We start from the raw sequence: 11,867 nt of genomic DNA, 5'->3' as shown, positions 1-11,867 counted from the left end.
GATATTGCAATATATTTAAAAGGAAATATAGATGTAAAGACCTACCTTGCAATATAAATGGATTTATCAGATGTTACTAAAAGAGAAGTTGATTTGGTTATATTAAATGATGCAACACCACTACTAAAATATGAAGTATATAAAAACAATATATTACTTTTTACCCATGATAAGGCTAGGGAAAGTAAATACAAGGTAAGAGTTTTATTTGAATATAATGATATAAAAAGATATTTAGATTTATCTTATAATAAAACTATAGAAAGATTGAAAAAAGAGGTGGAGATGGATGGTTAAAATAGATGTGATAAAAAAGAGATTAAATCAACTGTCAACTTCTTTGAAGAAAATGGAAAGATTTAAAGAAACTTCCTTAGAAGAGTTCTTAAAAGATGATATTATTCAAGATGTAGTAGAATACAATTTATTTATATCCATAAATATGATGATTGATATAGCTACTCATATAGTCGTGGATAATAATATAGGAAATCCAGAAATACTGGGAGAGGCTTTTGATATTTTGAATAAGGAAAGATATCTAACTGATAGAGAAACTAAGGTCTATAGAAACATGGTGGGACTTAGAAATATATTATTACATGAATATGTCAATATAGATAAAATCATAATACATAATATTTTACAGAACAACTTATTAGATATTAAAAAGTTTATTATTTTTGTGCATGATAACTTTGTTTAAGATTGTAGAGATTAATGAACATGGGTAGAATTAAGCGCAGCTAAGGTTGGTTCAAGAAACTGGTAAAAACGTAGTCCCATGAAAGGAAAAGAGACTTTCACAGGTCTCTTCTTATTTTATCAGTTTCTTTGATCTATAAGTAACTTATTTGTCTTACATCAGTAGATAACAGTGAAGCTGTCATTCCGAGCTTGATGAGGAATCTCTGGGCCTAAAACAAGTATTCTTCGTCGCTTAACTCCTCAGAATATACAGATTATTTATAATATGATATCCTTTATATGAGGAGATGGTAAAGTATGTCTAAAGATTTAAAGCAAGATTTTAGAGATATTAATTCGGAAAATAAAGGTAAAGAAGATAGTAAAATTACTTCTTTCGATATAATAATGGGTTTATTAATAGGCTCATTTTTTTACTTTGCTTATTATATTTTAATGAAAGACTATTTCAAGGTAAATCCTTTTAGATTTCCATACATACTAATTAGTATATACCTTGCAATTGCTACACTTCTATTTCCATATTTTAGTAAAAGAGTTAGTCTATGGACTGAAGGTAATAAAACTATAAGATTTCTGTCAACCAGTAAGATAGCAATGCCATTTGCATATATCTTTGCTCCTATTATTTTTTTAATTGATTTGTTTTAATATGTTAAAAGATTGGATTTCCATAGTTTGATTGAATCACATGGGAAACTCAACATTATTTACTGGGTCACTTTTATGTAGAGGAAATTATATAGTCGCTAAAGACGAAATATTTGTAATAGGAGATAATAGGTTACCTGGAGAAAGTAATGATAATGGAAGTTTTAGAAGGGTATCTGTAGAATAAATAAAAAGAAAAGTTGTACTTGGAAATTTCTCTTTTAATAAAATAAATAAGAATTTAAAATATCAAACAAAATATATTAAAAACTATCTATTTCAAATACCCATATAGATAGTTTTTTCATTGAAAAAAGGAGTTTACTTGAGATATAATTAAAAATTTTATGAGTTATCCTTAAAATTTTCGAGCAAAAGTGTAACCTAAATCTTTGTAATTCGTTTATGTAGTGAAGGGGGTCTTAGTCAGTGTGATAAATGATCAGATGGAGAAAATTTATATTAAATATCACAGAGAATTATATCTATATGCATTTTCACTATGTAAAAATCATCATTTAGCACAAGACTTAACAAGTGATACTTTTTTTAGGGCATATTTATCTCTTAGTGATGTGAGTTACTTTAAATATTGGTTGTTTAGAGTATGTAAAAATTTATATTTAGATTCTCTAAAGAGCAATAGAGAGTATAGCAGTGAAAATATTATTGAAAATACTTTATCTAATAATGAAACTCCATTAGATAAAATAATTGAATCAGAGAAAAGGAAGTACTTCTATAATTTAATAATAAATCTGAATGAGTCATACAAAGAAATACTTATTCTTTATTATTTTTGTGGTTTTTCACTTAGAGAGATTAGTGAGTCTAAAAACACCACAGAGGGAGCTGCTAAGACAATGTTATTTAGGGCAAGAAAGAAGCTTAAGAAAGAAATGGAGGGGGAAAATGAATTATAGAGATTTATTCAATCGATATAAGAGAGGCTTAGTAAATGATAAGGAAAAAGAATTAATTGAGCAAGAAATAGAAAAGTTTGAAGCTTTAGAAGAATATTTATCAGAAGTATTAGAGGAAGAGTTTGATGATTTGGCTAGCGAAGCTAGGATTGGAGAGCATGATGAAGAAGCTATAAAACTGAAGAAAAGTGTTAATAGTAGATTGAGAAAAGTAATGTTTTCCTCTGTAGCAATAATAATTTCCTTAATAATTACGATGCTTTTTATAGTCTCAGCATCATTGAATGCATTATATTATAATCCTAGTAAATTTACTGTAGGGCAATCATATAATGATATAAGCTTTGATTTATTAGCAATTTTTGAGTTAAATATGCCTGGACTAAGCCCAAGCACTGCACTAGTCAACAAGCAGGGATTTGGAGGATATAACGTTATATATTCATATAGAGATGTGTTTACTGATGAACTTTATAATGCCAATCAAACAATAGAACGTGGGAAGATAGAATCTTTTATAGAAGGCCCTATAATAAACAGTAGTATATTTTTAGATATTAGGTTTACAGATATTAATGAAACTTATATGGAGAAAAAGAAACAGAATGTTATAAACCACCTTGAAAAGTTAAATCCTGTTACTTATATATCAATGGAAGTAATGTTCGAAAATGATTTAACCATGGAAGAACTATATAACTTAGAATTGAAGTATCCAGATATTGAATTTGAATGGGCTGGTATAAGGACTGATTCCCCTGATAAAAAAATCGACGAGGTATTAGGGATACAGTTGATAAATGGTAAAGGCAATACAGCTCTAAGAGGTAATGCAGAATATATTAGTGCTAAATATCCAGCATTTTTCCTAATGGAGTGGTTGGTAAATCCAGTAGGTTTTGAGAAGGGTTCTCCATTGGAATCTCAAGCATACAAACATCATTATTTAAGTTTACTTGAATATGTTACTGATCGAGAAGATGCAATAGATACTCTTGAACATAGATCAGTTAAATATGAATTTTATAAGTCGTCCCTGGAGTATGCTAAAAAACAAGGGGTTAAAACTTATGGAGTTCTCTTATATGCTGAGGCTGAGGATTTACTTAATATGATTGATAATGAAGGAATAAAAGGATTGGAGTTTAATAAAGCATTGGTTTCAAAAAGCAATATCAATTAAGGGATATAAATATGAAAATAGTATCTTGAAAAAGATACATATATTAAAATAAAAGCCTTCATAATATGGAGGTTTTTTTATATAGAAAATAATAACTTTAAGAATATACCTTTCTATAATGGAAAAAGATAGCTACTTAAGATATAATTAAGAGGTAATTAATAAATGGATGGTGAAAAAATGGATTATTTAGCAGGATTAAACGATAGACAAAGAGAGGCAGTTCTTCATACGGAAGGGCCTTTACTTATTATGGCAGGGGCAGGGTCTGGCAAGACTCGAGTAGTTACCCATAAAATAGCCTATCTAATAGAAGAAAAGAACATCTTTCCAAGTAGCATACTTGCTATAACTTTTACAAATAAAGCTGCAAGTGAGATGAAAGACAGGGTAAGAGAACTTATAGATGCAGATGTAGATAGGATGTGGATGGGAACATTTCACTCTATATGTGTTAGGATTTTAAGACGTGATATAGATAAGTTAGGATACGACAGATCCTTTAGTATATATGATAGAGACGATCAGATTACACTTATGAAAGAGTGTATAAAAGAAATGAATATAGATAAAGACATGTATAAAGAATCAGCAGTACTTTCAAAGATAAGCTCATTAAAAGATGCAAGCATAGAGCCAGATAGTTACATAAAAGAAAACTATACTGATTTTAGAGAGAGAAATATAGGAGAGTTATATGCTCTTTATGAAAAAAAATTAAAAAAATATAATGCCTTGGATTTTGATGATTTAATTATAAAAACTGTGTTATTGCTTAAAGAAAATAAAGATATATTAGAATTTTATCAAAATAAGTTTAAATATGTTTTTGTAGATGAGTATCAAGATACAAATAAAATCCAGTATGAATTTGCAAGACTCTTATCTGGTAAATATGAGAATATATGCGTTGTAGGGGATTCTGATCAATGCGTGGTTGATGGAATGAAAGTTAACACCCCAAGTGGAGAAGTTAATATTGAAGACTTAAAAGTTGGAGATAAGGTTTATTCCGCTGCTGGACAAGGGAAAGTTGCAAGGGGTACTATAGATTTTGTTAAACGTACTAAATATAAGGGACCAATTTTCAATATAAAAACTATAGGTGGAAAAAGTATTAAGCTTACTCCTAATCATATACTCTTTTCAAAACTAAATCCTGAACCAGGAGTTTATTATGTATATTTAATGTATAAAAAAGAATTAGGGTATAGGATTGGACAAACACAAGGTGTTAGATCTTATGAAAAAGATAAAACAACTAATGGGCTAGAAGTAAGAATGAATCAGGAAAATGGAGATAAAGCTTGGATTTTAGAAGTTTGTAATACAAAAGAAGATGCTTGTTATTATGAGTCATTATATGCTGCAAAATATGGAATACCTACAATGGCCTTTCACTGTAGAGGAAGAAATATGACATTTAAACAAGAATACATTGATAAACTTTTCCGAAATGTAGATACACGAACAAATGTAAAAAAACTTATGGATGATCTTATAGTGTTTGAAGAATATCCAATCATAAGACAAGGTGCTGTTATTAGAGGAAACACTTTTAGAAGAATTGTAAATTTAACCTTCTTTGGTGGTAGAATTGTCGGAAATGATGCTGGTTTTCATTCTCATAGAATAAATTTAAATACATCTGGTGATGAACTCAGAGAAAAGGCATCTAAGAGATTCAATACAAGGGATGGGCAAAGAAACACTTGGAGAATAGAGACTGAAAGAATTGATTATGATGAAGCCCAAAAGCTTTCAACAGACATAATATCACTAGAAGATGATATAGAAATAAATAAAAGAGCTAGACTTTTAAAGGGGACAACTTTTAATTTTATGCCTGCTGCTCATATAAAACCATCAATGAGTGTAGCTGCTTTTATTGATGGGGAAATTATTGAAGATATAGTTACAGAAGTAATAGTAGAAGAGTATGATGGCTTTGTAAGTGATATATCAGTTCCTAAATTAAGACAGTTTTCATGTGAAAATATTATAGTTCATAATTCGATTTACGCTTGGAGAGGGGCAGATATAAGTAATATATTAGGATTTGAAAAAGACTTTAAAGGTGCTAGTGTAATACTTCTAGAACAAAACTATAGATCTACTCCAAATATATTAAATGTTGCAAATAAGGTTATAGGAAACAATGATAGAAAAAGAGTTAAAAACCTTTGGACAGATAGGGATGAAGGTGCCAAGGTAGTTTATGAACAGCTTGACTATTCTGATGAAGAAGGTCGCTTTGTTACAAATAAGATTCATCAACTTATATATAAAGGCTATAAGCCAAAAGATATAGCAATCCTTTATAGAACAAACGCCCAGTCTCGTACATTTGAGGAAAGCTTTATGAAGGAAGAACTTCCTTACAAGATAGTAGGAGGCTTGAGATTCTATGACAGGAAAGAAGTTAAGGATATTATAGCTTATTTAAAGGTTGTTCAAAACCCAAATGATAATATATCAGTTAAAAGGATAATAAATACTCCGAGAAGGGGAATAGGACTTGCAACAATAGATAAGATAGAAAGATATGCTGCTGAACATGGAGAATCTATCTATAGTGCGCTACTTTCACTTGATGATATAGATAGCCTAAATAAAAGGGCTAAAAACAGTGTAGGGCCATTTATAGATACTATGAATATACTTATGGCTAAAAAGGAAACAATGGGCTTAAAAGACTTTTTAGAAGAATTGATAGATAGTACAGGTTATATTGCTCAATTACAAAAAGAAGATACAATAGAATCTACAACTCGTATAGAAAACATTAAGGAGTTTGTATCTGTAGCTTTAAACTTTGAAATGGCTAATGAAGATGCCACTTTAGAAGACTTTTTAGCATCAGTTTCACTTCTTTCAGATGTAGATAAAACTGTAGATGAAAACAATCTTATAACACTTATGACTGTTCATAGTGCCAAGGGGCTTGAGTTTAAGGTAGTCTTTGTAGTTGGTATGGAAGAGGGCTTGTTTCCTACACACAGGAGCTTAGAAAGTGAAGAAGATATAGAAGAAGAAAGAAGACTTTGCTATGTAGCTGTAACTCGTGCTGAAGAAATGCTCTTTATTACAAATGCAAAGAGAAGGACTATATATGGAAATACAAGCTATGCTCTTCCTTCTAGATTTATAAAAGAGATGGGAGATACAATAGAGCAAAAAGAAGTTAAAAAGGTAGATGTAAAACCTAAGAAACAAGACCGAGTACTTGTTAGAGACTTTACCATGCCAAACTTAAACCATAATCCTGTTAATATGAAAAAAAGAAATGATGGAAATGAAGATGTAAATATAGGAGACAAGGTAAAACATAAAAAATGGGGTATGGGTACAGTTGTACAGATAAAAGAAAAAGAAGGAGATAAGGAGCTTACTATTGCATTTGATAAAGAAGGCCTAAAAAGACTTCTCTTATCTATAGCACCTATAGAGTTAATAGGAGGATAAATATTTGGATAAGGAAAAAAGAATAGAAGAACTTATAGAAATAATAGATGATTTAAATTATCATTATTATACATTAGATAATCCTAAATTAAGTGATAAAGAATATGATGAATTTTATGATGAACTAGTAGATTTGGAAAAAGAAACTGGTATAAAAAAGAATTATTCACCAACGGGGAGAGTTGGAGGCTTTATCCTGGATAAGTTTGAAAAGCATGTCCATCTAGGAAGGCTTTGGAGTTTGGATAAGAGTCAAAGTAAAGGTGAACTAGTAGATTGGGATAATAGGGTAAGAAGGCTTATAGAAGATTATAATAGTAGGAGTGAAAATCCTCTTCCTCAGCCCACCTATATATTGGAATATAAATTTGATGGTTTAACTATAAACTTAACATATAGTGATGGTAAACTAGTACAAGGGGCTACTCGTGGAAATGGCACTATAGGAGAAGGAATATTAGAACAGCTTAAAACCATAAAGTCTATCCCTTTCAGAATTGACTTTAAAGGCACTATAGAAATACAAGGAGAAGGGCTTATGCCCTTATCTACCTTAGAAGAATATAATGAGACAGCAGAAGAACCTTTAAAAAATGCTAGAAATGCTGCTGCAGGTGCCCTTAGAAACCTAGATACTAGGGTTACAGCTAATAGAAACCTATCAGCTTATGTTTATAATATAGGATATATAGAAGGAAAGACTTTTGAAACACATCTAGAAGTGTTAGATTTTTTAAGGGAAAACAAGCTTCCGGTATTTCCATATTTAAAATCTTTTAAGTCTATAGAAGAAATAATTGAAGAAATAGATCTTATAAAAACTGAAAGACACAATCTTGATGTATTAACTGATGGACTTGTTATAAAGATAAATGATATAAGGACTAGAGAAGTTTTAGGATATACAAATAGATTTCCAAGATGGGCTATAGCATATAAATTTGAAGCAGAAGAAACAAGTACAAGACTTTTAAAGGTAGAATGGAATGTAGGAAGAAGTGCTAAGGTTACACCAACAGCTCTTCTAGAACCAGTAGAAATAGGTGGAGTTACAGTTTCTCGTGCTACTCTTAACAATTATGATGATATAGAGAGAAAAGGCGTTAGGTTAAACTCTAAGATTCTATTAAGAAGATCAAATGATGTAATTCCTGAGATACTTGGAACTTTACCAACAGATGAAGAGACTTTTGAAATAGAACTTCCAAAAGAATGTCCTGCATGTGGAAGTGAACTTGTAAAAGATGGAGTCCATATATTTTGCCCAAATTCACTTTCTTGTAAGCCACAGCTTGTCAAAAGACTTGTTCACTTTGCAAGCAGAGATGCTATGGATATAGCTGGATTTAATGAAAAAACTGCTCAAAAACTCTTAGAAGAAATAGATATAAGGGATCTGCCAGAGATCTATGAAATAAAATATGATGATCTTATAGACCTTGAAGGATTTAAGGAAAAGAAAACAAATAATCTACTACAAGCTATAGAGGCTAGTAAGGATGTAAGTCTTGCATCTTTTATATATTCACTTGGAATAAATAATGTAGGAATAAAAACAGCTACAGATCTTGCAAATGGATTTAAGAGTTTGGATAGATTAAAAGAAGCTAGATTTGAAGAACTTATCCAAGTAGGTGATATAGGACCTATAATAGCTGAAAGTATACTAGAGTTTTTCCATGACGAAAAGATTTTACAAGCTATAGATAAACTTTTAGAGGAAGGAGTTACTCCTTACTATGAAGACCTAGAAGTAAAGGAGTCTATATTTACGGATAAAAAGATAGTTTTAACAGGAGCTATAGAAGGTTTATCTAGAAATGATATAAAAGAAGCAATAGAAGAGATGGGTGGAAAAGTTACTGGTAGTGTAAGTAAAAACACAGACTTTGTAATAGTAGGAGAAAGCCCTGGTTCTAAATATAATAAGGCTTTAGAACTAGATGTTGATATAATAGATGAGGATAGATTAAAGAACATATTAAAACTCGATTAGAAATTGAAAGGAGAATAAGTATGATAGATAAAAAAGAAGTAAAAAACCTAGCTGACCTTTGTAAAATAAATGTATCAGAGGAAGAGATGGAAGTGTTTGAAAAAGATCTAAATAGTTTCTTAGCTGAGGTTGAAGGATTAAAAGATATTGATACTAGTGGTGTAGACATAACTTACAATGTAAATAATATGAAAAACCCTTTAAGAAATGAAAAGGTTTGGGAAAGTTTAAAGAGAGAAGAAGTTGTAAAAAATACTGCTGAGGAACAATATGGCTACTTTAAAATTTTAAAAGTTATGGATTAAAAATTACAAATTAAAATAGTATTTATGAGGCTCTGATAAGATTATCAGAGCTTTTATAATATTTTATAGTACTTATGTATGATATTATAAAAGATAAATAATAATATGGTTTTTCTATTGAAATATTTAATATAAGGATGAAATATTGATATAAAGGATAGTGTTTTTATGGAAAAGAAAATTAAAAAGGAAGTTTTAAGATATTTAGGATATAGGGGTCAAAGCATGGATAATCTTATGAAAAAGACTATCGATGAAGTTATAGATGAGATAAAAACTTTAATAGATGAAAGATATATATATAAAATATTTAATATATCAGCTTATGAAAATAAAATACATCTAGAAAAAACAGATTTATATCTAAGAGGAAAAAATATAAAAAAACACTTAAAAGATTCAAACACTTGTATTTTAATGGCAGCAACTTTAGGAAATAATGTAGATACAAGGATAAGATACTATGAAAAGATTGATATGACTAAGGCCTTAATATTAGATGCAGCTGCAACAGCTTTTATTGAGGATTTATGTGATAGGATATGTGAAAAAATAGAAGCTACTTTTATAAAGGATAATAAAAAGTTAACAAATAGATATAGCCCAGGATATGGCGATTTACCTATAGATGTTCAAAATTCCTTCTTAAATACATTAGACTCACAAAAGGCTATAGGTTTAACAGTAACTCCTTCTAGTATTTTAATACCTAGAAAATCAGTAACAGCTATAGTAGGTATAATAGATAAAGAAAAAAGAGTGGAAGAAAAAACATGCATAGATTGTCGCAAGTATGATTCTTGTAATTTTAAAAGGGGAGGTAATGATTGTGGGCATTAAAGAAAAACTTCAAGAAGACATATTGGCATTTGATGGTGCTATGGGGACAATGATTCAGAATTTAGGTATCAAGGTAGGAGAATTACCAGAAGCACTTAATATTAATTCTCCAGAAAAAATAATAGGGATTCATAAAAAATATATAGAAGCTGGCTCAAATATTATAACTACTAATACTTTTGGAGTTAATGAAAAGAAGCTAAAAGATAGTGCATATACAGTGGAAGAATTAATCCATGGAGCTGTAAAAAATGCAAGAAAGGCTATAGATGGTCGGGACATATATGTGGCTTTAGACATAGGGCCCATTGGTGAACTATTGGAACCTATGGGAAGCTTAAGTTTTGAAGATGCTTATGATATTTATAAAAGACAAGTAGTTCAAGGTGTAAAAGATGGGGTAGATTTAATTTTAATAGAAACTATGACGGATCTCTATGAGGTAAAAGCTGCAGTGCTTGCAGCAAAAGAAAATTCAAATTTACCTATATTTGCTACTATGAGCTATGAAAAAGATGGTAGAACTTTTACAGGATGTAATATTAGGTCTATGGTAATGGTGTTGGAAGGACTTGGAGTAGATGCACTTGGTGTCAACTGTTCACTTGGACCTAAAGAAATAGAACCCCTGGTAGATGAACTACTTCTTATTTCCAATACTCCAATTATGGTTCAGGCTAATGCAGGACTTCCAAGTGTAGTTGATGGTGAAACGGTTTTTAATATATCTCCAGATGAGTTTGCAAGATATGGAGCCAGTTTTATTAAAAAAGGTGTTAAGATAATAGGAGGATGCTGCGGGACTACTGATAAAGATATAAATGTTTTAACTAATTCTATAAAAGATATACGATTAAATAAAAATATAATTGAAAATATAAATGGAGTATGTACACCTACAAAAGTTGTAAATTTAGACAAAGTAAGGGTTATAGGTGAAAGAATTAATCCAACCGGTAAAGAACTCTTTAAACAGGCACTGGTAAAAGGAAAGATAGATTATATTCTAAAAGAGGCCATAGCTCAAGCAGATGCAGGAGCCCATATATTGGATATAAATGTAGGTCTACCAGAAATAGATGAAAAAGAGACTATGGTTAAAGTTATAAAAGAAATACAGTCCATACTAGATATACCTCTTCAAATTGACTCTACAGATCCCCATGTAATAGAAGCAGCCTTAAGAGTTTATAATGGTAAGGCAATAGTAAACTCTGTAAATGGAGAAGATAAGGTTTTAGACTCTATACTTCCTATAGTGAAGAAATATGGAGCCTTAGTTATAGGACTTACCTTAGATGAAAATGGGATACCTAAAGGAGCAAATGAAAGATTCAAGATAGCTAAAAAGATAGTAGCTAAGGCTAAAGAATATGGTATAGGAAAAGAAGATATAATTATAGACTCTTTAACATTAACAGCTGCAGCCCAGCAAGAGGATGTAAAAGAAACGCTTAATACATTAAGACTAGTAAAGGAAAAGTTAGGTGTAAAAACAGCGCTTGGGGTATCTAATGTTTCATTTGGACTAGCAAATAGAGAATTAATAAATAAGACATTTTTAGGAGCAGCACTTTTTGCAGGTCTTGATCTTCCAATTATAGATCCATTAAATCAGGATATGATGGATACTATAAAAGCATCCAAAGTTTTATGGAACGAGGATATAGGTGCTTCAGACTACTTAAAATCTTATGAAAATATTAAAGAAGATAAAAACAGCAAAAAAGAAAATATGGATATAGATAAAGATTTATTTCAAATAATATTGACTGGAATGAAGGAAGAAACTAAGG

General features: G+C 30.2%; 11 protein-coding genes. All 11 read left to right on the top strand.

All coding sequences use genetic code 11. The features are described from left to right. Nucleotides 1-57: 57 nt before the first annotated feature. On the top strand, nucleotides 58-297 hold the full coding sequence (locus ACTHW2_RS06270; protein WP_442263115.1) for a hypothetical protein: 240 nt from the start codon (nucleotides 58-60) through the stop codon (nucleotides 295-297). Next, a complete protein-coding gene (hepT, locus tag ACTHW2_RS06265; protein WP_442263114.1) occupies nucleotides 290-706 on the top strand; it encodes a type VII toxin-antitoxin system HepT family RNase toxin in 417 nt (138 codons plus the stop codon). Before ACTHW2_RS06270 ends, hepT begins: the two co-directional genes overlap by 8 nt. Before the next feature lie 299 nt (nucleotides 707-1,005). Then, a complete protein-coding gene (locus ACTHW2_RS06260; protein WP_442263113.1) occupies nucleotides 1,006-1,359 on the top strand; it encodes a hypothetical protein in 354 nt (117 codons plus the stop codon). A gap of 40 nt (nucleotides 1,360-1,399) precedes the next feature. Next, nucleotides 1,400-1,546: a hypothetical protein gene (locus ACTHW2_RS06255; protein WP_442263112.1), complete on the top strand. Its 147-nt coding sequence runs from the start codon at nucleotides 1,400-1,402 to the stop codon at nucleotides 1,544-1,546. Between the two features lie 259 nt (nucleotides 1,547-1,805). Next, complete coding sequence (locus ACTHW2_RS06250; protein ID WP_442263111.1) at nucleotides 1,806-2,282, top strand: RNA polymerase sigma factor; 477 nt, start codon at nucleotides 1,806-1,808, stop codon at nucleotides 2,280-2,282. After that, on the top strand, nucleotides 2,272-3,465 hold the full coding sequence (locus ACTHW2_RS06245; protein WP_442263110.1) for an anti sigma factor C-terminal domain-containing protein: 1,194 nt from the start codon (nucleotides 2,272-2,274) through the stop codon (nucleotides 3,463-3,465). The genes ACTHW2_RS06250 and ACTHW2_RS06245 overlap by 11 nt, the downstream gene beginning before the upstream one ends. 165 nt (nucleotides 3,466-3,630) lie before the next feature. Further along, nucleotides 3,631-6,930, top strand: coding sequence for a UvrD-helicase domain-containing protein (locus ACTHW2_RS06240; protein ID WP_442263109.1), 3,300 nt, complete (start codon nucleotides 3,631-3,633; stop codon nucleotides 6,928-6,930). A 4-nt stretch (nucleotides 6,931-6,934) separates the two neighbouring features. Further along, complete coding sequence (gene ligA / locus ACTHW2_RS06235; protein WP_442263108.1) at nucleotides 6,935-8,926, top strand: NAD-dependent DNA ligase LigA; 1,992 nt, start codon at nucleotides 6,935-6,937, stop codon at nucleotides 8,924-8,926. A gap of 20 nt (nucleotides 8,927-8,946) precedes the next feature. Continuing rightward, complete coding sequence (gene gatC / locus ACTHW2_RS06230; protein WP_442263107.1) at nucleotides 8,947-9,231, top strand: Asp-tRNA(Asn)/Glu-tRNA(Gln) amidotransferase subunit GatC; 285 nt, start codon at nucleotides 8,947-8,949, stop codon at nucleotides 9,229-9,231. A 168-nt stretch (nucleotides 9,232-9,399) separates the two neighbouring features. Continuing rightward, a complete protein-coding gene (locus tag ACTHW2_RS06225; protein ID WP_442263106.1) occupies nucleotides 9,400-10,071 on the top strand; it encodes a methionine synthase in 672 nt (223 codons plus the stop codon). Beyond that, nucleotides 10,061-11,867: homocysteine S-methyltransferase family protein (locus ACTHW2_RS06220; protein ID WP_442263105.1), on the top strand; the 1,807-nt coding region annotated here is incomplete at its 3' end. The genes ACTHW2_RS06225 and ACTHW2_RS06220, both read left to right, overlap by 11 nt.

Source organism: Tissierella sp., assembly GCF_052089545.1.
GTDB lineage: Bacteria > Bacillota > Clostridia > Tissierellales > Tissierellaceae > Tissierella_A.
Note: the sequence above shows the minus strand (reverse complement) of the source record. Positions and strands in the feature narration are given on the sequence as shown.

Bases quoted from the DNA above. Each gene is read 5' to 3' on its own strand.
- ACTHW2_RS06270 (WP_442263115.1), top strand. From the start codon at position 58: ATGGATTTATCAGATGTTACTAAAAGAGAAGTTGATTTGGTTATATTA.
- hepT (WP_442263114.1), top strand. From the start codon at position 290: ATGGTTAAAATAGATGTGATAAAAAAGAGATTAAATCAACTGTCAACT.
- ACTHW2_RS06260 (WP_442263113.1), top strand. From the start codon at position 1,006: ATGTCTAAAGATTTAAAGCAAGATTTTAGAGATATTAATTCGGAAAAT.
- ACTHW2_RS06255 (WP_442263112.1), top strand. From the start codon at position 1,400: ATGGGAAACTCAACATTATTTACTGGGTCACTTTTATGTAGAGGAAAT.
- ACTHW2_RS06250 (WP_442263111.1), top strand. From the start codon at position 1,806: ATGGAGAAAATTTATATTAAATATCACAGAGAATTATATCTATATGCA.
- ACTHW2_RS06245 (WP_442263110.1), top strand. From the start codon at position 2,272: ATGAATTATAGAGATTTATTCAATCGATATAAGAGAGGCTTAGTAAAT.
- ACTHW2_RS06240 (WP_442263109.1), top strand. From the start codon at position 3,631: ATGGATGGTGAAAAAATGGATTATTTAGCAGGATTAAACGATAGACAA.
- gatC (WP_442263107.1), top strand. From the start codon at position 8,947: ATGATAGATAAAAAAGAAGTAAAAAACCTAGCTGACCTTTGTAAAATA.
- ACTHW2_RS06225 (WP_442263106.1), top strand. From the start codon at position 9,400: ATGGAAAAGAAAATTAAAAAGGAAGTTTTAAGATATTTAGGATATAGG.